Annotated in this window: 22 protein-coding genes, 1 pseudogene and 1 riboswitch; of the genes and pseudogenes, 22 read left to right on the top strand and 1 reads right to left on the bottom strand. The window is 39.9% G+C overall.

Annotated elements, in window-relative coordinates:
• Positions 1–12: 12 nt before the first annotated feature.
• The 9 genes and pseudogenes from dapB (at position 13) to H8700_RS05055 (ending at position 7214) form a co-directional block, all read left to right on the top strand.
• Complete coding sequence (gene dapB, locus H8700_RS05015; RefSeq protein WP_022140890.1) at positions 13–768, top strand: 4-hydroxy-tetrahydrodipicolinate reductase; 756 nt, start codon at positions 13–15, stop codon at positions 766–768.
• On the top strand, positions 768–1316 hold the full coding sequence (locus H8700_RS05020) for a CvpA family protein (RefSeq protein ID WP_249303976.1): 549 nt from the start codon (positions 768–770) through the stop codon (positions 1314–1316). Before dapB ends, H8700_RS05020 begins: the two co-directional genes overlap by 1 nt.
• Before the next feature lie 13 nt (positions 1317–1329).
• Positions 1330–1956: pseudogene (locus tag H8700_RS12415) on the top strand (epoxyqueuosine reductase QueH); the annotation flags it as partial.
• Between the two features lie 207 nt (positions 1957–2163).
• The gene (locus tag H8700_RS12420) at positions 2164–2580 is read left to right on the top strand and encodes an NUDIX domain-containing protein (RefSeq protein ID WP_249304033.1); all 417 of its coding nucleotides are present in this window, start codon (positions 2164–2166) and stop codon (positions 2578–2580) included.
• A 95-nt stretch (positions 2581–2675) separates the two neighbouring features.
• Positions 2676–2803, top strand: a riboswitch (FMN riboswitch).
• Positions 2804–3003: 200 nt separating this feature from the next.
• On the top strand, positions 3004–4104 hold the full coding sequence (gene ribD / locus H8700_RS05035; RefSeq protein WP_249303979.1) for a bifunctional diaminohydroxyphosphoribosylaminopyrimidine deaminase/5-amino-6-(5-phosphoribosylamino)uracil reductase RibD: 1101 nt from the start codon (positions 3004–3006) through the stop codon (positions 4102–4104).
• A 4-nt stretch (positions 4105–4108) separates the two neighbouring features.
• The gene (locus H8700_RS05040) at positions 4109–4765 is read left to right on the top strand and encodes a riboflavin synthase (RefSeq protein ID WP_249304035.1); all 657 of its coding nucleotides are present in this window, start codon (positions 4109–4111) and stop codon (positions 4763–4765) included.
• A gap of 83 nt (positions 4766–4848) precedes the next feature.
• On the top strand, positions 4849–6051 hold the full coding sequence (locus tag H8700_RS05045; protein ID WP_022141224.1) for a bifunctional 3,4-dihydroxy-2-butanone-4-phosphate synthase/GTP cyclohydrolase II: 1203 nt from the start codon (positions 4849–4851) through the stop codon (positions 6049–6051).
• A 132-nt stretch (positions 6052–6183) separates the two neighbouring features.
• Complete coding sequence (gene ribH / locus H8700_RS05050; protein WP_022141223.1) at positions 6184–6645, top strand: 6,7-dimethyl-8-ribityllumazine synthase; 462 nt, start codon at positions 6184–6186, stop codon at positions 6643–6645.
• Between the two features lie 53 nt (positions 6646–6698).
• Positions 6699–7214: a YqeG family HAD IIIA-type phosphatase gene (locus tag H8700_RS05055; RefSeq protein ID WP_022141222.1), complete on the top strand. Its 516-nt coding sequence runs from the start codon at positions 6699–6701 to the stop codon at positions 7212–7214.
• 201 nt (positions 7215–7415) lie between these two features.
• Here H8700_RS05055 and H8700_RS05060 read toward each other — a convergent pair whose 3' ends face one another.
• Positions 7416–8222 carry a hypothetical protein gene (locus H8700_RS05060; protein ID WP_249303981.1) on the bottom strand — a complete coding sequence of 269 codons (807 nt, stop codon included), beginning with the start codon at positions 8220–8222 and terminating at the stop codon, positions 7416–7418.
• 321 nt (positions 8223–8543) lie between these two features.
• On the opposite strand from H8700_RS05060, the gene H8700_RS05065 reads away from it, so the two are divergent.
• From H8700_RS05065 to H8700_RS05125, 13 genes are all read left to right on the top strand, one after another.
• Positions 8544–9713, top strand: a complete 1170-nt coding sequence (locus H8700_RS05065; protein WP_249303983.1) for a cell wall hydrolase — start codon at positions 8544–8546, stop codon at positions 9711–9713.
• Between the two features lie 202 nt (positions 9714–9915).
• The gene (gene thrC / locus H8700_RS05070; protein WP_249303985.1) at positions 9916–11403 is read left to right on the top strand and encodes a threonine synthase; all 1488 of its coding nucleotides are present in this window, start codon (positions 9916–9918) and stop codon (positions 11401–11403) included.
• Positions 11404–11645: 242 nt separating this feature from the next.
• Positions 11646–12143, top strand: coding sequence for a ribosome maturation factor RimP (gene rimP / locus H8700_RS05075; protein ID WP_022141219.1), 498 nt, complete (start codon positions 11646–11648; stop codon positions 12141–12143).
• 19 nt (positions 12144–12162) lie between these two features.
• On the top strand, positions 12163–13230 hold the full coding sequence (nusA, locus tag H8700_RS05080; protein WP_022141218.1) for a transcription termination factor NusA: 1068 nt from the start codon (positions 12163–12165) through the stop codon (positions 13228–13230).
• Between the two features lie 83 nt (positions 13231–13313).
• Positions 13314–13607, top strand: a complete 294-nt coding sequence (gene rnpM / locus H8700_RS05085) for an RNase P modulator RnpM (protein ID WP_022141217.1) — start codon at positions 13314–13316, stop codon at positions 13605–13607.
• On the top strand, positions 13594–13896 hold the full coding sequence (locus tag H8700_RS05090; RefSeq protein WP_022141216.1) for a L7Ae/L30e/S12e/Gadd45 family ribosomal protein: 303 nt from the start codon (positions 13594–13596) through the stop codon (positions 13894–13896). Before rnpM ends, H8700_RS05090 begins: the two co-directional genes overlap by 14 nt.
• Positions 13897–13912: 16 nt before the next feature.
• Positions 13913–16717, top strand: a complete 2805-nt coding sequence (infB, locus tag H8700_RS05095) for a translation initiation factor IF-2 (RefSeq protein ID WP_249303987.1) — start codon at positions 13913–13915, stop codon at positions 16715–16717.
• A gap of 83 nt (positions 16718–16800) precedes the next feature.
• Positions 16801–17175 carry a 30S ribosome-binding factor RbfA gene (gene rbfA, locus H8700_RS05100; protein ID WP_249303989.1) on the top strand — a complete coding sequence of 125 codons (375 nt, stop codon included), beginning with the start codon at positions 16801–16803 and terminating at the stop codon, positions 17173–17175.
• A gap of 147 nt (positions 17176–17322) precedes the next feature.
• Positions 17323–18273, top strand: a complete 951-nt coding sequence (locus H8700_RS05105) for a DHH family phosphoesterase (protein WP_249303990.1) — start codon at positions 17323–17325, stop codon at positions 18271–18273.
• A gap of 18 nt (positions 18274–18291) precedes the next feature.
• Positions 18292–19230, top strand: a complete 939-nt coding sequence (gene truB, locus H8700_RS05110) for a tRNA pseudouridine(55) synthase TruB (protein ID WP_249303993.1) — start codon at positions 18292–18294, stop codon at positions 19228–19230.
• Between the two features lie 37 nt (positions 19231–19267).
• A complete protein-coding gene (locus tag H8700_RS05115) occupies positions 19268–20146 on the top strand; it encodes a bifunctional riboflavin kinase/FAD synthetase (RefSeq protein WP_249303995.1) in 879 nt (292 codons plus the stop codon).
• A 78-nt stretch (positions 20147–20224) separates the two neighbouring features.
• On the top strand, positions 20225–22879 hold the full coding sequence (gene alaS / locus H8700_RS05120; RefSeq protein ID WP_249303997.1) for an alanine--tRNA ligase: 2655 nt from the start codon (positions 20225–20227) through the stop codon (positions 22877–22879).
• A 200-nt stretch (positions 22880–23079) separates the two neighbouring features.
• A complete protein-coding gene (locus H8700_RS05125) occupies positions 23080–24270 on the top strand; it encodes a fibronectin type III domain-containing protein (RefSeq protein WP_249304000.1) in 1191 nt (396 codons plus the stop codon).
• Positions 24271–24479: the final 209 nt, after the last annotated feature.

Genomic DNA, 24479 nt, shown 5'->3' on the forward strand with positions numbered 1-24479 from the left:
GGACAAAAGAAAATGACAGATATTATTTTAATTGGCTGTAACGGTCGTATGGGACAGATGATCACAGATATTGTAGCAAAAGATGAAGAGGCAAGAATCGTCGCAGGCATAGATCCTTTTACCGGAAAAGAGCAGGAATATCCGGTGTTTGCTTCTTTAAAGGAATGTGATGTTAAGGCAGATGCCATGATTGACTTTTCTTCTGCTGTCGGTGTTGAAGAAAGAATTGATTATGCGATAAAAAAACAGATTCCTCTTGTAGAATGCTCAACCGGTCTTTCAAAAGAACAGACCGATTATCTGTTAGATGCAGGAAAGAAAGTGGCAATTCTTCGTTCTGCAAATATGTCTGTTGGTGTTAATCTGCTGATCAAGCTGTTAAAAGAAGCATCACAGAAGTTGGCAAGTGAAGGGTTTGATATCGAGATCGTTGAGAAACATCATAACCAAAAGTTAGATGCACCGTCTGGAACAGCACTTGCTTTAGCAGATGCGATCAATGAAGCAAACGACGAACAATATGAATATGTTTATGACCGTTCGCAGGTTCGTCAGAAGAGAGGAAATAAAGAACTTGGTATCTCAGCTGTCCGTGGCGGAACGATCGTTGGCGATCATGACGTGATCTTTGCCGGTGAAGATGAAGTTGTTACATTCTCGCATAGAGCATATTCAAGAGCTGTTTTTGCAAAAGGCTCTGTCGTTGCAGCAAAATATATGAAGGGAAAGGGTGCCGGTCTGTATGACATGGCAGATGTACTTTTATAATGCAAATTTCTATTGTTGCAATAGTAGATATTATTTTAATCGTATCTCTTTTATTTGCGCTTATTAAAGGATGGCATATCGGTCTGGCAATGCGTCTGGCACATTTCGTCGCATTGGTCGTTTCCTGTGTCGTCGCTAATCTATGTGCAGCGTCGCTAAAAGTGTATGTGAGCAATAGCTGGATCGTTCCTTTGATGCAGAAAAAGGCAGGAAACTCTGTTTGTTCGATTCCATATGCACAAAATGGTATGGAATTAGCAGCACAGGGGATTGCCTATTATCTTTTGTATGCGATTGTTTTTACGATTGCCATGGTGATATTAGGAAGACTGATCGGTCTGCTTCATATAGTGGATCATATCCCGGTGATTGGAAAGATTAATAAAGCAGGCGGTGCGATCGTTGGATTTTTGATCACTTTGATTATTCTATATGTGGTTGGAAATGCTTTGTTTACATTACTTCCACAGACCATGTTAGATGGATGGGGATTTACAAAGGAAGCAATAGCAAAGACCTATCTGCTTCAGATATTCGCAGATTTTTAAACCGGAAATGAGGATGAGAATGAATAAGATCAATTATCAACTGGCATTAGATAAGATCATTGAAGAAAATCAAAAGCAGCAAAAAGTGCCTTCTTTGTTAATGCATAGCTGCTGTGCTCCGTGCAGTAGTTATTGTCTGACTTATCTGGCACAATATTTTCGGATCACGATCTTTTATTACAACCCGAATATTTCACCGGAAACAGAATACAAAAAAAGAGTCAAAGAACAGATCCGTCTGATCCAATCATTAGATGTGAAATATCCGATCTCTTTTGTAGAAGGAACCTATGAACCGGAAAAGTTTTACGAAATGGCAAAAGGATTAGAAGAAGTTAAAGAAGGCGGTATCCGCTGTTTTGCCTGCTATAAGATGCGGCAAAGAGAAGCTGCGTATTACGCAAAAGAGCATGGATTTGATTATTTTACAACGACGCTTTCGGTCAGTCCTCATAAAAATGCACAGAAATTAAATGAGATCGGACTTTGGTTACAGGAAGAGGTTGGAGTTGCTTATCTGGTTTCTGATTTTAAGAAGAAAGGCGGTTATTTACAATCAATCGAACTGTCTAAAAAGTACGATCTATACCGTCAGGATTATTGCGGCTGCGAATTCAGTAAGAGACAACGAGAGCGGGAACGTATTGCAAAAGAAAAAGATAGTCAAAAAGAACAGAAATGTATTGCAAATGTAAGTGACTGCCCAAAAGAACAAGAATGTATTGCAATGGAAAAAAATAGTCAAAAAGGAGAAGGGATGACAACAGAAGTCTGGGACATCTATGACGAGGAAGGACAGCGTACCGGAGATACGATGGTAAGAGGCATTCCGGCAAAAGGACAATATATGCTGTGTGTGCATGTGTATCTGTATACACCGGACAAACTCTTTTTGTTACAAAAGCGTTCTAAGAATAAGATCTCACATCCCGGAGAATGGGATGTAACCTGTGGTGCAGTCCTTCACAATGAAGAAAGCATTGAGGCGGCAAAAAGAGAGACGCTCGAAGAAATCGGGATAGATCTGTCTGACAGTGTGTTACAATATGCAGGACGTATTAAGAAAGAAAAGCGTTTTATTGATATATATTTTGTGCAAAAAGACTTTTCTCTGGATGATTGTACATTACAAAAAGAAGAGGTAGAAGATGTCTGCCTGGTTTCAGCTGAGCAGTTATTAAACACGCAGGAAACAGATCGGTTACGTGAAGAACATTATATGCGATTATTAAAGAAAGCAATTCAGGATGTATTGGATTCATAAAAAGCATAAAACAGTTCATTTCCCGTAAAGCTGTTATTAAATGAAACTTGCATTTTCAAAAAAAATATGCTAATGTAAAAGAAATAAATAGAACAAAGATTCTTCGGGGCGGGGTGCGATTCCCCACCGGCGGTATTCCTGTAAAGGTAAGCCCGCGAGCCGAAAGGCATGATTTGGTGCGATTCCAAAGCCGACAGTACAGTCTGGATGAGAGAAGATTACATAATAGAAAGCCGTTATTTTAATAGCGGTAAAATCCCCGGATATTTTTGAATATCCGTTTTTTATTTTAAGAGCTGTTATTCCGGAAAGACAGGTCATACGATCCGGTCGCCGAAAGGACAGCTGCATCTTATTAAATTTCTCAGACATTCGTCAGAAAATCCCAAAGAAATCTCTGTTAAAAGAAATGGAGATGATTGATTGAACGAACAGTATATGAAACGAGCGATTGAGCTTGCCAAAAAAGGAACAGGGAAAGTAAATCCCAATCCATTAGTCGGAGCTGTGATCGTAAAAGGCGACCGGATCATTGCGGAAGGTTATCATGCTGCATATGGTGAGCTTCATGCAGAACGTCATGCTTTTTCTAACTTAACAGAGGATGCACATGGTGCAAGTATGTATGTGACTTTAGAGCCTTGCTGCCATCATGGCAAACAACCTCCTTGTACGGAAGCGATCATTGCACATGGTATCAAAAAAGTCTATGTCGGTTCCGATGATCCGAATGCATTAGTAGCAGGAAAAGGAATCAAACAGCTTCGGGATGCCGGTATCGAAGTTGTTACTCATGTGATGCAAAAAGAATGCGACGCACTCAATCCTGTGTTTTTTCATTATATTACAACAAAGACTCCTTACGTTGTAATGAAATATGCGATGACAGCTGATGGAAAAATAGCCTGTGATTCAGGAGCAAGCCAATGGGTGACCGGAAAAGAAGCAAGACTGCATGTACAGGAAAGCCGGAATGCTTTGACAGGAATCATGGTAGGGATCAATACGGTTCTTATGGATGATCCGCAACTTACCTGCCATTTAGAGCAGGGACGTGATCCGATACGGATCGTATGTGACAGTCATTTACAAATACCGTTAGAAAGTAACCTGATACGGACAGCAAAAGAAGTTCCGGTTATCGTTGCTACACTGTCGGATGATGCAAAAAAAGCTGCTGTCTTACAGGAAAAAGGCGTACAGGTTCTTGTAACAAAGGAAAAAGACGGTTGTATTGATCTAAAGAACCTGATGGAAAAGTTAGGAGAGCAAAAGATAGACAGTATTTTGTTAGAAGGTGGAGCTACATTAAATCAGAGTGCATTGCAAAGTCAGATCGTACAACGCATACAAGTGTATATTGCGCCAAAGATCTTTGGCGGCAGTGGCAGATATACACCGGTACGTGGCAACAGTGTAACAAACCCGGATCATGCCTATCAATTACAAAGCAAAGAGATAAAGCAGTTTGGAGAGGATCTGCTTATAGAATATGAAGTCTGCTATGGGAATGAAAGAAGGTGAGAAGATGTTTACCGGAATTGTAGAAGAGAAGGGTACTATAAAAAGTATACAAAAACAGGATTGCTTTGCCGTGTTGACGATTCAGGCAAAAGAAGTTCTAACCGATGCCCGGATCGGAGACAGCATTGCCGTAAATGGGGTATGTCTTACCGTAACAGATAAAACGAATGACAGTTTTATGGCTGATGTGATGGCGGAGACGCTTCGAAGAAGCAGCCTTGGATCTTTAAAAGCTGGCAGTAAAGTCAATCTGGAGCGTGCAATGGCTGCAAATGGAAGATTTGGCGGTCATATCGTATCCGGTCATATTGATGGAACCGGAACAATCGTACAGATGAAGCCGGAAGGAAATGCCACATGGGTACAGATCCGTACACCGGATTCAATCTTAAAATATATTGTGCAAAAAGGTTCTGTTGCGATTGACGGAATCAGTCTGACTGTTGCAAAAGTAACAAAAGACAGTTTTTTTGTCTCCCTGATCCCGCATACCGGTCAGGAGACGACATTGCTTACAAAAAAAGCAGGCGAGATCGTGAATCTCGAAAATGATATTGTCGGAAAATATGTCGACCGGTTGTTACACTTTGATACGGTACCTGCAGATCAGGGGACAACATCTTCGATTACACTGGATTTTCTGACGCAGCATGGCTTTTGAGGTACCACAGTACAATAGAGGTGCTAAGCCGCTAAAATGAAGGACATTACAAATTTATTTGGATACAGGAAAAGAGGAAAAATATGGACAATACATTTCATACAATAGAAGAGATTTTACAGGATATTAAAAAAGGGAAGATTGTTGTGATGCTCGACGATCAGGATAGAGAGAACGAAGGAGATGTAATCTGTGCAGCCGAGTATGCAACTCCTGAAAATGTGAATTTTATGGCAGCCTATGCAAAAGGTCTGATCTGTATGCCAATGGCAGAGGAATACACAAAGAAACTAAATCTTCCACAGATGTGTGATGTCAATACAGATAACCATTGCACTGCATTTACGGTATCGATCGATCATGTGGAGACTACAACGGGTATTTCAGCATATGAGCGTTCACTTACGGCACGAAAGGTTGTAGAAGACGGAATATCAGCAAGAGACTTTAGAACACCGGGGCATATGTTTCCGTTGCTTGCTAAAAAGAACGGTGTGTTAGAACGAAACGGTCATACCGAGGCAACCGTCGATCTGATGCGTCTGGCGGGCTTAAAGCCGGTTGGATTATGCTGTGAGATCATGAAAGAAGACGGTTCTATGGCAAGAAAAGAAGACCTGATCGCATTTGCTAAGAAACATGGCTTAAAGATCGGATGCATTGCTGACCTGATCGCATACCGGAAAGAACATGAAGTTTTCGTAGAATGTGTTGCAAAAGCGAAAATGCCAACCCGCTATGGAGAATTTACGATTTACGGATATGTCAATAAATTAAACGGAGAACATCATGTTGCATTAGTCAAAGGAGATATTACGGATGGAGAGCCGGTGTTATGTCGTGTGCATTCAGAATGCCTGACCGGAGATGCACTTGGTTCTGCAAGATGCGATTGTGGCCAGCAATATGATGCGGCAATGAAACGGATCGCAAAAGAAGGCAGAGGTGTCCTTTTATATATGAGACAGGAGGGGCGTGGGATCGGATTGATCAATAAGATCCGTGCTTATGAATTACAGGATCATGGACGGGATACCGTGGAAGCCAATCTGGAACTTGGTTTTCCGGAGGATGCCAGAGATTATACGATCGGCACACAGATCTTAGTTGATCTTGGAATTCATCAACTCCGCCTTTTGACCAACAATCCGGCAAAGGTATACGGACTGACCGGAAAAAAACTTGAGATCGTTGAGAGAGTACCGATTGAAATGGAACCCGGACAATATGATTTCTTTTATTTAAAAACCAAAAAAGACAAAATGGGACATTTGTTGAAATTATAAAATAAACATAACCTGACCCATCAGGGTGTGATGCATTTCAATATTTTGTTGTAAGGAGCTTTGTTACAGCATAGGGGTTGGTTTTGTAGATGGCTGATAAACTATTTTAAAGAAGAAAGAGAGGATATTATTATGAAGACTTTAGAAGGAAATGTAGTAGCAAATGGAGCAAAGATCGCAATTGTCGGAGCACGTTTTAATGAGTTTATTGTTTCGAAGCTGATCAGTGGTGCAAAAGATGGTCTGGTGCGTCATGGAGTGCAAGAAGAGGATATTACACTTGCATGGGTTCCGGGTGCATTTGAGATTCCGCTTGTAGCTAAGAAACTTGCAATGTCTCAAAAATACGATGCCGTGATCTGCTTAGGAGCCGTGATCCGTGGAGCAACCAGTCATTATGATTATGTATGTGCAGAAGTTTCCAAAGGAATTGCCACTGTCAGTCTGGAATCCGGCATTCCTGTTATGTTTGGTGTAGTAACAACAGACAACATTGAACAGGCGATAGAAAGAGCCGGTACAAAAGCCGGAAATAAAGGGTATGACTGTGCTTTAGGTGCGATTGAAATGATAAACTTAACAAAACAGATATAATGTGTTATACTTGCTTTAACTATTAGTCAAAGCAAGAAAGGATTAGATACTATATGTTTCAAAATTTATATCCGGATGAGGATGTGGACTCGGCGTATCAGATTGATTACCAGAAATATTATGATCAGGGATATCGTGGGATATTATTCGATGTAGACAATACATTAGTAGAACATAATCAGCCGGTTACATTAGTTGCGATTGAACTTTTTCAGACTTTAAATGAGATGGGATTTAAGACTTGTATTATTTCAAACAATCGGGATGAACGTGTAAAACCTTTGGCAGAAGCTTTGGAATCGGACTATGTCTACAAAGCAGGCAAGCCCTCAGCAAGAGGATATGTACAGGGAATGGAACAGATGGGTACGACACCGGAAACGACGCTTTTTATCGGTGATCAGATATTTACGGATATCTGGGGAGCAAATCGTGCCAATGTACATTCTATTTTAGTCAAGCAGATTGCACGTCATGAAGAGATTCAGATCATTTTAAAACGTTTATTAGAAAAGATTGTTTTAATCGGTTACCGCAAACAAAGAGCAAAGAAGAGACAGTGTGTATAAATTCTAACCAATAAAATGAAAAAGAAGGATATATTCCAAACGGATATATCCTTCTTTTTGCAGCATGCTTTTATCGTATGATAAAAAATATTCTGTATGATAGTAATATTTATAATTGTATCGTTTATGATTTTATCATTTGTAATCGTAACATTAATGATTGCATTATTTATGATTGTATTGCATTCTACCGGGAAATTTTTATTCGTTTCTTATATCATAATCTACAATCTTTTTTGAAATAACGATCTGTCTGTAGATCGTTTTATATTCTTCTGTGGAAAGGCTTTCAAGATAGTTCTTTGTAAATGTTTTATAAAATCCCTTTTGCCGCATGCAGTCTGCTGCTTTGTTATATGCGATTGCGGCTTCCGATGAAGTGGCATATTTTCCGATCAGATAATCTCCGTTCAGATGGATCTTTGCCACGTATAAAGGTGGCGTTTTGTCGATCTGTGTTACACCATGATAAGTGTTGAAGATCTCTATATTGCTGTAACGGAAATCTTTCCGGTCACCATTGACAAATTGATAGTCAATGCCTTCTCTGGCAAAATTTTTGATCCCATAACGGGAATGAATATTGGTTTGCATCCCATATTCTGCAACAAACAGATGATTGCCTCGACGCATGATCGAATGCTTTGAATAGTAAAAAAGATCATCAGCATCAAACAATAAAATATCCGAAGGACTCAGATGATAGGAAAAGAATTTCTGGTACAGATAGATCGGTGTCTTAATATAGAAACCGTTATTCTTAAAATTGATCAGACAGATCCATTTCTGATAAGAAAGATGCGGAAAATCGTCAGGATGGTAGTCATCAGGTGAATATAAAGTGTTAGTGTCAAGAAGTTTTCTGGCTTCCCGGTAAGCTGCATTCGCTGCTTCTTCCTTATTATAACTGCCAATACTGATATGTTTGGAATGGTAAGTAATGGAAGTTCTGTAATAGAGCGAACCATCTTTTTTTTTCGCTTCGTAAACACCCGGTAACGTTCCCATGCCTTGTTTCTCCTTTGTTTCATTCTATTTAGTATCATATCGTAAATTTTTTAGAAATACAACTGATAGAACCGTTCTTTTTCAAGCCGATGATCAAGCAATCTCTTTTAGGGCATAGTTTCCACGAAAATTATCTTCTTATTCCAATAAAAATGTATAAATGTTACAAAAAAGTGAAAAATATGAATAAATACAAGCTATACACATATAATTTGTAATATGTTTGTAACATTTGGTTATGCTATCAGAAAAATAATGGACTTTAAAATGTTATAAAAGCAGATAGCATAAACAGCAGGGAAAGAAAGGTATGATTGATCTATGAATAAAAATAAGAAACGTATAATTGCTTTGGCTGGTGTGACAGGTATGATCTTATCGTTATCGTGTCACCTATTGGATATGCCGATACAGGCAAAAGAAGCCAGCATTACTTTGATCAAGGATCCTGTTTATACCGATCATGACAAAGTGGCTCTTTTTCCTGAGACGCAGGATACAAAGGAGGATGTATCGGTGCAGAACCATGATATTGCAACAGATCAAAATGCATCTGCAGAAGCTTTTTGCAGGCTGGATGCATCAAAATTAAAACGTCATCACAACACAGAGAATACTACTGATCAGTCACAAAAGCAGCAAACCGTAATGGCCGGTAATGTAAATACGGATGCAGACAATACAAAAAATAATCCATCAACGGATCAAAACGCTGCAGGCAGTACAACAGATTCTTCAACGAAGGATTCCAAAAAGGATGATTCGGTCAGCACGCTTTTGATTCCGGAACAATGGAATATTGAAATTACTAATTGTATTCAAACAGATAGTGCAACATCTGTACAAGAAAAGCCGGAAACAGATGCATCCGATGAAAAGACTGAGCAGACAAACGGACAGACGAAAGAGCAATCCAATGATCAGACCAGTGACCAAACAGAGACATCCGCTGAGAAAACAACAGAAGCAAAAGAACAGGATGCAGCTAAAAAAGAACAGCAAAAGAAAAAGGCATTGCAAAAAAAGAAAAAGGCATTGCAGCAAAAGAAAAAAGCCGTGGCAAAGAAAAAGAAACAAAAAAGAGCAAAAGCATGTCAGGTTATGGCAGGCAGCACCACGGACAGACAGATCTTAGAGAGGATTGTAGAAGCAGAAGCCGGAGGAGAGAACCGAAAAGGGAAGATTTTAGTTGCCAATGTGATCTTAAACCGCGTTCGGCACAAAGAATTTCCTAATACGATAAAGGGGGTTGTCTTTGCTCACAAAGGAAGCCGTTATCAGTTTTCACCGATCGCAGATGGAAGATATTATAAAGTGCATGTGTCAGGTGATACGAAAAAAGCAGTCAGCCAGGCATTACAGGGGGTGGACGGATCAAAAGGTGCATTATACTTTATGGAGCGAAGAGCAGCCGATTCTTCGAATGTCACATGGTTTGATACTGCATTGACTAAGTTGTTCCGCTATGGCTGTCATGAATTCTATAAGTAAACAGACGTGTTGGATTTTTCCGAATCATAGCATGATATTTCTTCATTGACCTTTACATTATACAAGGAATCATATATAATTAGTTGTGTTTTTGTTTGAAAATTCCTATCCTGATTTTGTACTATGCGTTTTTGCGTGGCAGTAAAAAAGGATAGAGTGTAATTATATTGATTGGTTGCATTGCAACGGAATGGAGGAAATCATGGAAGTAATGTATCAGAGTACACGCAGTACAGGAAAGAAAGTAACAGCTTCACAGGCAATCTTAAAAGGACTTGCTGATGATGGCGGACTTTTTGTGCCGGATGCAATTCCGCAGTTAGATGTCTCTTTGGATGAAATTGCAAAGATGAACTATCAGGAAACCGCATATCAGGTTATGAAGCAGTTTTTTACGGACTTTACACAAGAAGAATTAGAAAAATGTATCGAACGTGCTTATGATGCAAAATTTGATACAAAAGAGATCGCACCTTTGGTAGAAAAAGACGGAGTCTATTATCTGGAACTTTTCCATGGTGCAACGATCGCATTTAAAGATATGGCACTTTCCATTCTTCCACATCTTCTTACGACTTCTGCTAAGAAGAACCATATTACAAACCAGATCGTGATCCTGACAGCTACATCAGGAGATACCGGAAAAGCTGCTTTAGCCGGATTTGCCGATGTAGAAGGTACAAGCATTATCGTGTTCTATCCAAAGAATGGTGTTAGTGCGATCCAGGAAAGACAGATGGTAACACAGAAAGGTGCTAATACAAAAGTCGTTGGTATCACCGGAAACTTTGATGATGCACAAAGCGGTGTAAAAGCAATGTTTAATAATAAGGAACTGGCAAAAGCCATGAATGCAAAGGGATATCAGTTCTCATCTGCAAATTCGATCAACATCGGACGTCTGGTGCCACAGGTTGTTTACTATGTATATTCTTATACAAGACTTCTTGCACAGGGAGTGGTAAAAGAAGGTGAACAGGTAAATTTTGTAGTACCGACAGGAAACTTTGGTAATATTTTAGCGGCATTTTATGCAAAGAACATGGGTGTGCCGGTTGGCAAGCTGATCTGTGCGTCAAATGACAACAAGGTATTATATGATTTCTTTGAGACCGGAGTTTACGATAAAAACCGTGAGTTTATTTTAACAACATCACCATCTATGGATATTCTGATCTCAAGTAACTTAGAACGTCTGATCTATAAGATTGCCGGCGAAGATGCAAAAGCAACTGCTGATATGATGGCAGCACTTGCTAAAGATGGTAAATACAGTATCACAGATGCAATGAAAGAGCAGATGAAAGACTTTATCGGTGGCTGGGCAAGTGAAGAAAAGACAGCTTCTGAGATCAAGAGAGTTTATGACAAGACAGGTTATGTCATGGATACCCATACAGCAGTTGCATCGGCTGTATATCATGATTACAAAGAAAAGACAGGTGACCAGACAAAAACGGTGATCGCTTCTACCGCAAGCCCATACAAGTTTGCAACAAGTGTTATGACAGCGATTGACAATAAATATGAAGGAATGGATGATTTTGCGTTGATCGATGAGTTAAGCAAGACATCAGGCACAACAATTCCAAAAGCAGTAGAAGAGATCCGTACAGCACCTGTATTGCATGATACCGTATGTGAAACAGCGGATATGCAAAAGACAGTAGAGGAAATTCTCGGACTGTAACAGAGTACGAAATTTCAAACAAAAGACTACCGTTATATGTATGATTTTCTTTTAATAAAAAAGCAAATTGGTTTTTTTTAGGAAAAAACTTGCATTTCCTCTTGGAAAGTGGTATTCTTATATAGAAATAGTTAATTAGAGTAAGAGTGGACTGCGAAGTCCACTCTTTCATTTTGTGTTTTACAGGAAATGTTCAGACATGAAATGAGAAAAATATGCGAGAAAGAAAAGAGGTTATGCATTTGTCAAAACGAGAAGAATATGAAGCTCGTGCTGAAAAGCTGTTAGAGCCGATTATGGAAGAAAATCATTTTGAACTGGTTGATGTAGAGTACGTAAAAGAAGCCGGTAACTGGTATCTGCGTGCCTATGTAGACAAAGAAGGCGGTATTACTTTAGATGACTGTGAATTAGTCAACAGAGCCTGGAGTGATCTGATGGATGAAAATGATTTTATACCGGAAGCTTATATTTTAGAAGTAAGTTCACCGGGTCTTGGCAGACAGTTAAAGAAAGAAAAAGATTTCAAACGAAGCATTGGTCAGGACGTTGATGTGAAGTTTTACCAGTCACGAAAAATCCCTGCAGGCAGGAATGGCAAGGAAGTATCCGTAAAAGAGATCACCGGTACATTAAAGGCATACACAAAGGAAAAGATAACGTTAGAAACCGATTTTGCAAAAGAGTATGAGATCGCATGTTCTGACATTTCAACTGTAAAACTGACAATAGATTTTTAAGAAAAGGGAGGCAGATAATATGGCTGCAAGAAAAAAAGCAACAGTAAACGACCGTACAGAATTACTGGAAGCGTTGGATGAACTTGAAAAGGAAAAACAGATCAGCAAGGAGATCATCATTCAGGCAATTGAAAGTTCTCTTTTGGCTGCCTGTAAAGATGAATACGGAAAATCCGATAATATCAAAGTGATTTTTGACCGTGAGACAGGTGCGATCGGTGTTTATGCAGAAATGGAGATCGTGGAAGATGATCTTTTAGAAGATGAAACAACACAGATGGCATTTTCGGTAGCAGATGCAAAGTATAAGAATATCAAAGTCGGTGATGTGATTGATATTGAAGTAACACCAAAGAACTTTGGACGAATCGCTGCACAGAAAGCAAAACAGGTCGTTGTACAAAAGATCCGTGAAGAAGAAAGAAAGGTGCTGTATGTACAGTATTTAGAGAAAGAAAGAGAAGTGATCACAGGTATCGTACAGCGTTACAGTGGAAGAAACGTCTGTATTAACCTTGGAAAAGTCGATGCGATCCTGATGGAAAGCGAGCAGGTTCCGGGAGAACGTTTCCGTCCGACAGAACATATCAAGTTATATGTCGTAGAAGTTAAAGATACACCAAAGGGACCTCGTATTACCGTATCACGTACACATCCTGAATTTGTTAAGAGACTCTTTGAAGAAGAAGTAACAGAGATCCAGGATGGCACCGTAGAGATCAAGAGCATTGCAAGAGAAGCAGGATCACGTACCAAGATTGCCGTTACTACACAGATTCCTGATGTCGATGCGGTTGGTGCATGCGTTGGTATGAATGGTGCGCGTGTCAATGCGATCGTCGAAGAATTACGTGGTGAAAAGATCGATATCGTAAACTGGAGCGAGTCACCGGAAGTATTCATTGAAAATGCGTTAAGTCCTTCGGAAGTAACATCTGTTACGGTAGATGAAGAAGAAAAGACAGCACGTGTTATCGTGCCGGAGAACCAGTTATCTCTTGCTATTGGTAAAGAAGGACAAAATGCCCGTCTTGCAGCAAAATTGACAGGTTACAAAGTAGATATCAAATGTGAAGAAACCCTGTAGGATTTAGCAAAATAAGTTCTGTTTGTTTTGGCAGATGACAATCTGGCAAGGTCGTACCGGAAAGTGGATAGGAGGTGTTTATAATGGGAAATAAAGGTAATGTGCATGTAAAAAAGATTCCGATGCGTCAATGCACAGGATGCAATGAACGCAAAGAAAAAAAGAGTCTGATCCGAATTATTCGTACACCGGAAGATGAGATCGCAGTTGATTTCACAGGAAAGAAAAACGGCAGAGGTGCATATATATGTAATTCGATAGACTGTTTGAAACTTGCACAGAAGAAAAAATCGTTAGAACGCTCGTTAAAGACCACGATTCCGGAAACGGTTTATCAGGAACTGGCAAAGGAGATGAGTGACAATGAAAACGGATAGTGTTCTTCGTATGATCGGTCTTGCGGCAAAAGCAGGAAAAGTAGTAAGCGGAGAATTTATGACAGAAAATGCGGTAAAGTCTAAGGAAGCGTACCTAGTCATTATTGCACAGGATGTCTCTAATAATACCAGAAAGAAGTTCGGAAATATGTGTAGCTATTATAAGGTGGAAATGCGTGAATATGCGGATAAAGATGCATTAGGGCATGCCATCGGAAAAGAATTCCGTGCATCACTGGCAGTAATTGATAAAGGCCTTGCACAGGCAGTTTTGAAGAAAATGAACTAGGAGGTTATAGAAACATATGGCAAAAATGAGGATATATGATATTGCAAGAAGTTTACAGGAAAAACTTCCTGATTTAAAAAGCAAAGATTTAGTAGCATTGCTCCAGAAGAACGGTTTTGAAGTTAAAAGCACACAGTCAAGCATTGAAGATGATGCGATTGGATTTTTATTAAAATATTATCAAAACAAACCGGCTCAGGCAGCAAAGAAAGAAAAGGCTGTAAGTACAGCAACAAAGACAAAAGAAACTGCTCCAAAAGCTGCAAAAGAAGCACCTGCTGCCAAAGAAGAAAAGAAAGAAAAAGCAGTCAAAGAGACTCCTGTGGCAAAAGAGGAGAAAGAAGCTTTAAAGGCTGAGACAAAAAGCGAGGAAAGAAAAGAGACAAAAGCCACAGTTAAAGAAGAGAAGAGAGAAGAAAACAAGAAAGCAGATCCATCTGTAAAGAGAGAAGAAAAGAAGGCATCACCGGATAAAGAACAGGATCGTTCTAAAAATTCATCCCGTGAGACGAATAATAACCGCCAAAATAACAATACTCGTAATCAAGGAGATAACCGTCAGAATAACCGCGATAACCGTAACGGAAACCGTCAGGGCAGTTACAACCGTGATAACCGCAATGGAAACCGTCAGGGTGGCTACAACCGAGATAACAACGGAAACCGTCAGGGCGGTTACAACCGTGACAACAACGGGAACCGTCAGGGCGGCTACAACCGTGATAATAACGGGAACCGTCAGGGCGGCTACAACCGTGATAATAACGGAAACCGTCAGGGTGGTTACAACCGTGATAACAAGAATGGAAACCGCAGAGGCGGTAACGATTCCAGAAGAATGGCACCGGCAATGGATGTGATCACACCGGAAGTAAAACAGTCACGTCAGCAGCGTGCAAACAAAGACTCGAGAAGTGCGAAGCAAAGACATGGTAAGGACAGAAATTATAACAATTATGATGATGATATGTTCAACCAGAGCAAGAACCGCAAGAAGAAGGATCCGAACCGCAAAGGTGCATTTATCAAGCCGGAACCGGTTGAAAAGCCAAAGGAGCCGGATGATGGAATCCGTAATATCATTCTTCCTGAGAAAATGACGATCAAAGAGCTTGCAGATATCATTAAAGTACCTGCATCAACCGTGATCAAGAACCTGTTCCTTCGTGGCGAAGTCGTTACTTTGAATCACGAGATCACATATGAAGAAGGTGAAGAGATCGCATTAGAGTATAACTGTATCGCTGAGATGGAAGAAAAGGTCGATGTGATCGCAGAACTCTTAAAGGAAGATGAAGAAAGCGAAGACTTAATGGAAAAACGTCCTCCTGTTGTCTGTGTTATGGGTCATGTCGATCATGGTAAGACATCCTTACTGGATGCCATTCGTGAAGCCCATGTAACAGATAAAGAAGCCGGTGGAATCACACAGCATATCGGTGCTTATGTGACAGAGATCAATGGAGAAAAGATCACATTCCTTGATACACCGGGACATGAAGCATTTACTTCTATGCGTATGCGTGGTGCACAGTCAACGGATATTGCGATTCTTGTCGTTGCAGCAGATGATGGTGTTATGCCGCAGACAATTGAAGCAATCAACCATGCAAAAGCAGCAGGCGTAGAAATCATCGTAGCCGTAAATAAGATCGATAAGCCAAGTGCTAACGTAGAAAGAGTAAAACAGGAATTAGTAGAATATGGTCTTGTAGCAGAAGACTGGGGCGGAGATACGGTATTCGTACCGGTATCAGCTCATACAAAAGAAGGTATCGACCAGTTGCTCGAAATGATCATTCTGACAGCAGAAGTCAGCGAGTTAAAAGCGAACCCTAACCGTAAAGCAAGAGGTGTTGTGATCGAAGCACAGCTTGATAAAGGACGCGGACCGGTTGCAACCGTACTGGTTCAGAAAGGTACTCTTCATGTTGGAGATAACATTGCAGTAGGTGCAGCTTATGGTAAGATTCGTGCAATGATGAATTCGAATGGACAGCGTGTCAAAGAAGCACTTCCTTCTACTCCTGTAGAAATCTTAGGACTTCATGACGTACCGGATGCCGGTGAAATCTTTATGGCAACCGATTCTGATAAAGAGGCTAGAAATATTGCCGAGACTTATATCAGCACAGGCAGAGAAAAGCTTCTTGATGATACAAAGTCTAAACTTACATTAGATGGTCTGTTCTCTCAGATTCAGGCAGGAAATATCAAAGAATTGAACCTGATTGTAAAAGCTGATGTACAGGGATCGGTAGAAGCAGTAAAACAGAGTCTGATGAAGTTAAGCAATGAAGAAGTTGCTGTTCGTATCATTCATGCCGGAGTTGGTGCAATCAATGAATCCGACGTATCGTTAGCAAGTGCTTCGAATGCGATCATCATTGGCTTTAACGTTCGTCCTGATAACACAGCAAAAGAAACAGCAGAACGTGAAAAAGTTGATGTCCGTCTGTATCGTGTTATTTACAATGCGATTGAAGATATTGAAGCAGCTATGAAGGGTATGTTAGATCCTGAATATGAAGAGAAAGTGATCGGCCATGCAGAAGTACGTCAGACATTCAAGGCTTCCGGCGTTGGTATGATCGCAGGATCTTATGTACTTGACGGTAAGTTCCAGCGTGGATGTAAAGTTCGTATTTCACGTGAAGGCGAGCAGATCTTTGAAGGAAACTTAGCTTCCCTGAAGCGTTTCAAGGACGATGTGAAAGAAGTGGCTGCAGGATATGAATGTGGTCTTGTGTTTGAAAACTTTAATGACATTAAGGTAGAGGATCAGATCGAAGCTTATATTATGGTTGAGGTTCCTCGCTAGTACAGTGTTTTTGACTCTGTATCGTAAATGCTGTACCGGTATAGAAATTGTGCTGTCAAATGGCAGCGGAATGGAGATTTCTTATGAAGAAAAACAGTATAAAATATTCCAGAATGGTAGGAGAAGTGCAAAGAGAATTAAGTAAGATCATTTCTTTTGAAGTGAAAGATCCAAGAATTCATCCTATGACTTCCGTAGTATCTGTAGAAGTGACTCCTGACCTGAAATATGCTAAGGTTTTTGTCAGTGTATTAGGCAGCGATCAGGAAAAAAAGGATACACAGGAAGGTTTAAAGAGTGCAGCTTCTCATATCCGTACACAGTTAGCGAGAACATTAAATTTAAGAAATACGCCGGAATTAACATTTGTGATTGATGATTCGATCGAATATGGTGTTACGATGTCGAAACGTATTGATGATCTTGCAGCACAGGAAATGAAAGAAAAAGAGGATTAGGGTATGAAAAGGGGCTTTTGATACCGTGCCTCTGATGAAATTGCAACGGCGTAATGAAAAGGTTTCATTACGCTGTTTTTGAGGAAAGAAAGGATATAGGATCAAAAGATCTTCCGTCCTTTGTATCAATAGGAGGAGTGCTTAGATATGAATGAATTAAGAATTTTATCCGAAGAGGCAAATGATATTCTGATCGCAGGACATATCCGACCGGATGGTGACTGTGTGGGTGCATGTATAGCGGCATATCACTATCTGCATAACATTTACCCGGAAAAGAATATAGAAGTTTATCTTGAAAATACACCTGAAACATTTGCTTTTATGGACAAAGATAATGCGATTATTTCGCATACCATAACAGACAAACAATATGATCTTTTTCTGGCATTGGATACAAGTTCGCCGGATCGTTTAGGAGAAGCACAAAAGAATTTCTTTCGTGCGAAAATGACAATGTGTGTCGATCATCATATCAGTAACAGAAGTTATGCCGGACAGAACTTTATTGAGCCGGATGCAAGCTCTGCGTGCGAAGTATTGTATGGTCTGATGGCAGATGAAGATATAGACTTTGCGATTGCGGAGGCTTTATACATAGGAATTATTTTTGATTCCGGTGTGTTCCGTTATTCCAATACATCAAAAAAGACAATGGAGATTGCCGGTACTTTGATGGAGAAAGGAATTCCATTCTGGGATTACATTGACAAATGTTTTTATGAAAGAACCTATACGCAGGCACAGCTTCTTGGGCGTACCCTGCTTGCGAGTATGCGTGTTTTTGACGGAAAGTGTATCGTTGCGACGATCACAAGAAGAATGATGGAATTTTATGGTGCAAAGACAGAGGATATAGAAGGAATCGTAGACCAGCTTCGTATTACAAAAGGAATCGAAGTAGCGATCCTGCTTCATGAAACCGATGAACAATGCTACAAAGTCAGTATGCGCTCGAATGATTATGTCGATGTAGGAAAAGTAGCATCTTATTTTAATGGTGGAGGCCATGTTAAAGCAGCAGGCTGTACAATGCTTGGATCTATTCATGATGTGATCAATAATTTAACAGAACAGCTTGCGTTTCAGATGAAATAAAAGGAAGGAACCAATGCAATGGATGGTATTTTAAACGTATATAAAGAAGCAGGCTATACTTCGCATGATGTGGTTGCTAAGCTTCGCGGTATATTAGGGCAAAAAAAGATCGGACATACCGGAACACTTGATCCGGCAGCAACCGGTGTCCTGCCTGTATGCTGTGGGAAAGCAACAAAAATATGCGAGCTTCTGACCAATAAAGATAAAACTTATCAGGCAGTATGCCGTCTGGGTGTGATTACGGATACACAGGATACAACCGGTAAGATTCTTGAGGAACGTACCGTTAAAAATATTACAGTTGAAGAGATTTATCAGGCTGTTGCTTCTTTTGAAGGTGAGATCATGCAGACACCACCGATGTATTCTGCATTAAAAGTAAATGGTAAAAAGCTATATGAGCTTGCAAGAGAAGGCAAAGAAGTAGAACGCAAAGCAAGACCTGTAACGATTTCTAAGATAAAGATTTTACAGGTGAATTTAGAAGAACAGATTTTTTCGATGGAAGTAACCTGCTCAAAAGGCACATATATCCGCACTCTGTGCCATGATATTGGCATGAAGTTAGGAACAGGTGCGGCGATGGAAAACCTGATACGCACACGCGTGGAACGCTTTTGTATTGAAGATGCAATAACCTTAGATGAGATTGAACATCTTGCAAAAGAAGATTCGAATCAGCTTGCAAAAAAAATGATTCCGATCGACCGGATGTTTTTACAATATCCTGCCATGCAGATAGAAAGCGGTATGGCACATTATCTTGCAAATGGCAATCAATTATATGACAAACAGTTAAAACCTTTTATAAAAGATAACGAAGAACTTCAAAAGACAGTAGAAGCTACCCGTAAAGAAGTACAGGAACGATATCGTATTTATGATGAAAATGGACAGTTTCGTGCCATTTATCAGAAAAAAGGCAGAGAATATCATGTTGTGAAAATGTTTTAAAGATGTCTTGTAAAAGGACATGGAGGGAACAGATAGAATGGAAATTATCAATGGATTAGATTTTCAATTGCAAAACAGCAGTGTATCCTTAGGAAAATTTGATGGTGTACACAGAGGACATCGTTTTTTGTTACAGGAGATCCAGAAAAATAAATCGTATATTCCAACGGTTTTTACTTTTGCAATGAATAAAGAAATCCCTAAACTGTATACACAGGAAGAAAAGAATCGTGTATTAGAAGAGATTGGCATTCAAAGAGAAGTCGTATTTCCTTTTAATGAAACAACAAAACATATGTCGCCGGAAGAGTTTGTAGAAGAAATCCTGGTCAAAAAAATGGATGCAAAGCATATCTGTGTCGGAAAGGATTTTCATTTTGGAAAAGACCGTGGCGGCGATATTCATACGTTAGAACGTTTCCAAAAAAAGTATGGATACGAGTTGGTCACAGTTCCAAAACTATATGACGATGGTCAGGTGATCAGCAGTACCAGAGTACGCGCTTTAATGGATCAGGGAAATATGAGAAAAGTCAATGAACTGTTAGAACGTCCTTTCTTTGTACAGGGTACAGTGTGCCATGGAGAAGCACTTGGGAGAACGATCGGTTTTCCGACTGCAAATCTGCTTGCACCAAAAGGAAAAAAACTTCCGCCGTTTGGAGTATATGCAACGAAAGTGCATTGTGGCAAAAAGGTATATGCAGGTGTTACAAATGTGGGAAATAAACCGACTGTTGGTTCATTTGCTACAGGAATAGAAACCTGCATTCTGGATTTTGAGAAAGATATCTATGGAAAAGAAATTCAGGTGGAGTTTTATGAATTTATAAGACCGGAGATGAAATTTGCAACATTAGATGATCTGAAAGCACAGATCGCCAAAGATAAAAGCAAAGCACAAAGAATCGTCTGACCGTCAGTATTGACATCCATTTATGCATACCATATAATTAATAATTGAATGATTTGCAGTAGAAAAGGAGATAATGCAATGGAAAAATACGGTGTAAACGAACTCCGTAGAAAATACTTGGAGTTCTTTGAAAGCAAAGGACATTTGGCAATGAAGAGTTTTTCTCTTGTGCCACATAATGATAACAGTTTATTATTGATCAATGCAGGTATGGCACCATTAAAGCCATATTTTACGGGACAGGAGATTCCGCCACGCAGACGTGTGACAACCTGTCAGAAATGTGTACGTACCGGTGATATAGAAAATGTTGGTAAAACAGCCCGTCATCTTACTTTCTTTGAGATGCTCGGTAACTTCTCTTTTGGTGATTACTTCAAGCATGAAGCACTGGCGTGGTCATGGGAATTTTTAACAAAGACATTAGGAATGGATCCGGATCGTCTGTATCCGTCAATTTACGGAGAAGATGATGAGGCATATGATATCTGGACAAAAGAGATCGGTGTTCCGGGTGAGAAGATTACACGTTTCTATCGTGATGAAAACGGTGAATGTGATAACTTCTGGGAGCATGGTGCAGGTCCTTGCGGCCCTTGCAGTGAAATCTATTATGACCGTGGTGAGAAGTATGGCTGCGGTAAACCGGATTGTAAAGTCGGCTGTGAGTGTGACCGTTTCATGGAAATCTGGAATAACGTATTTACACAGTTTGATGGTGATGGTAAAGGTAACTATACTGAGCTTGAGCATAAAAATATTGATACCGGAATGGGCTTAGAGCGTCTTGCCGTTGTTGTACAGGATGTAGATTCTGTTTATGATATCGATACAATGAAGGCAATCCGTGATAAGATTTGCAGCCTTGCTGGTGTAGCTTATCAGGATGATGAGGCAAAAGATGTTTCGATCCGTCTGATCACAGATCATATCCGTTCGTCAACTTTTATGATCTCAGATGGTATTATGCCTAATAACGAAGGACGTGGCTATGTTCTTCGTCGTCTGATCCGTCGTGCTGTCCGTCACGGACGCAAGCTTGGCATCAAGAAGTCTTTTATGGCAGAACTTGCACAGACCGTCATTGCAGAGTCAAAAGACGGATACAAAGAATTAGAAGAAAAGAAAGATTTTATCGTACAGGTATTAAGCCAGGAAGAAAGCAAGTTTGACAAGACGATTGATCAGGGACTCAGCATCTTATACCAGATGCAGGAAGAACTTGCAAAAGAAGGAAAGAAAGAACTTTCCGGCGAAAATGCATTTAAGTTATATGACACCTATGGTTTCCCTCTTGATCTTACCATTGAGATTTTAGAAGAAAAGGGAGATACTGTCGATAAAGAAGGCTTTGAAAAAGCAATGCAGGAGCAGAAAGCAAAGGCTCGTGGAGCACGTAAGACAACAAACTACATGGGTGCAGAAGAAACGGTATACCAGCAGATCGATCCGGCAATCACAAGTAAATTTGTCGGTTATGACCGTTTGACACATGATTCTAAGATTTCTGTACTGACTACAGAAGATGAAGTTGTTTCTGCATTAACAGATGGTCAGACCGGTACGATCATCGTAGATGAGACACCATTTTATGGAACAATGGGTGGCCAGCAGGGCGATATCGGAACGATCGAAGAAGGCGATAATGTCTTTGAGGTCAAAGATACGATCCATTTACAGGGTGGCAGAATCGGCCATGTCGGAAAAGTCGTTTCCGGTATGTTTAAAGTATCTGATGTTGTGACATTGAAAGTAGACAGTATGAATCGTCTTTCTACAGGAAAGAATCATAGTGCGACACATTTACTTCAGAAAGCACTTCGTAATGTTGTAGGTTCGCATGTTGAGCAGAAGGGATCTTATGTCGATGCAAAACGTCTTCGTTTTGACTTTTCTCATTTCTCTGCTATGACAGAAGAAGAAATTGCAAAGGTAGAAAAGATTGTTAATGAAGAGATTGCAAAAGATCTGAAAGTCGTAACGGAAGAAATGACGATCGATGAAGCCAAAAAGACAGGTGCAATGGCATTGTTTGGTGAAAAATATGGCGATAAAGTCCGTGTTGTTAAAATGGGTGACTTTAGTGTAGAGCTTTGTGGTGGTACGCATGTGGCAAGCACAGGAAGCATATCTTACTTTAAGATTATTTCAGAAAGCGGTGTCGCAGCCGGCGTTCGTCGTATTGAAGCATTGACCGGAGAAGGTCTGATGCAGCATTATGCACAGGTAGAAAAGAATCTTGACGATGCAGCAAAAGCAGCAAAGACAGAGCCGGAAAAATTAGTTAAAAAGATTCTTTCTTTACAGGATGAATTAAAAGCAGCTCAGAGTGAAAACGAGAAGTTAAAAGCCAAACTTGCCAATGAAGCGGTTGGTGATGTAGATAGTCAGATTCAGGAAGTCAATGGAGTAAAAGTCCTTGCAATGCAAGTTCCTGATGTAGATATGAATGGTCTTCGTAATCTCGGTGACCAGATGAAAGAAAAGCTTGGTGAAGGCGTTGTTGTTCTTGCTTCAGATAAAGATGGGAAAGTAAGCCTTCTTGCTATGGCAACAGACGAAGCAATGAAGAAAGGTGCTCATGCAGGTAACCTGATCAAAGCAATTGCTTCTATCGTCGGCGGTGGCGGCGGCGGACGTCCAAACATGGCACAGGCAGGTGGAAAGAATGCAGCCGCTATTCCGGATGCAATCAAAGAGGTTGCAAAAGTATTAGAGGGGCAGCTTTCATAATAAGATCTATCATTTTGCAAAGCAGAATGAATCGTTGTTAAAATGTCATATTTCTTTATGGAATGCAGCTATTTTAACGTTTATGGGATATTCTTATAAAGACAGGAGGTTCCAGGAATGCAACCACTTGTCTTTAGTGAATATAGATCAAGTAAACAAAACATATGCCGGAAACGGCAGGAAAGAATGAGGGATTATTAATGAAGATGTGGAAAAAGGTATTAGCAGCATCTGCTTTGGCATTATGCCTGATCTCAGTATCAAAAGCGGATTCAAAAGCGGCAGGACTGATCTCCGGTGTTGCACAGACGGATGATTCAAGCAGTTCAGTAGGAATTTCATGGAACGCATACCTTGGTACGGATAATTATGTTGTATCGATCAGTAACGATGCTGTAAACTGGGTAGTGGCAGATAACTATAATTATTCACCAAAAACCAGCTTATATGGACTTTCAGCAGGAAGTACATATTACGTAAAGGTAGCGGCTTATAATGATGACAAGGCTCTTCTTGCAGAATCAGCACCATTAGAAGTTGTTACGGCACCAAGTGGTTCATTGAATGCATTCCAGTCAGGAGCTACAACAAGCAGTGTATCCGTTGCAAGTACAGGTTTACCAGGAGCAAACTACTATATTCTTGCAAGAGGATATTCCTCTAACAGCGTGATTCTTGCTCAGTCAAATACACCGGTTGTTACAGCAGGTAACCTTTCAGCAGCAACTTCAGAATATTTATATTACTATGCTGCAAAGAAAGCTTCTACAGGATATGTTGCCGTAGGATCTAATAGTTATATCAGAACAACTACTTTATCAGGTAAATTATCTACAAAGCAGTTTGGTATTACAACATTATATCCATCGATCAATGTATATTACTTTGCTACTGCTGCATTAGGTGACAATGATGGTATCCAGTACCAGTTTGCTACAACATCCGGCAAAGTAAAGAAGACAGTAGATGGTGGAAGTTCTTTAAGAATTGCTGACTTCATCAATGGAACATTTTATAAATTCCGTGTACGTACTTATGTAAACTGTGGTGCAACAAGAGCTTACAGTGCATGGTCTAGTTATAAGTATGTCGGAATGTCTAAGTCGATCAAAGCTACTTTAAGCAAGAACAAAAAAGGTATACGCTTAAACTGGAGCAAAGTAAGTGGAGCAAAGAGTTTTGCGGTATATTCTTCTACAAAAGAAAAATCAGGATACAAAAAGATTAAAAATGTAAGTGCAAAGAAGAGAAGTATCACTGTTACTAAAGTGAATAAAAAGAAGATCAAGAAAAATCATAAATATTACTTCAAAGTTGTTGCTCTTTCTAAATCAGGTAAAAAGACTTTGAAAAGTAGTGTATATTATATTGATGGTGTATCTGTATATTAGAATCTGACAAAGCATTTTTAACGGTATCATATGAAAAACCTGTTTTGTCTTATGGAAAGAGTTTCTAACGCACCTGCTTTGGCGGATGAAAAAGGATAACAAAAAGCAATCCTAAATTCAAAAAAAGCTATTGACCTTTTCAAAAAATATGATATAATGTATTTTGTGCGTATGGGAGATGACGGATTCTTCCATGGTAATAAATTACC

The organism is Jutongia hominis (assembly GCF_014384965.1).
In the GTDB taxonomy this organism is placed as follows: Bacteria; Bacillota; Clostridia; order Lachnospirales; family Lachnospiraceae; genus Butyribacter; species Butyribacter hominis.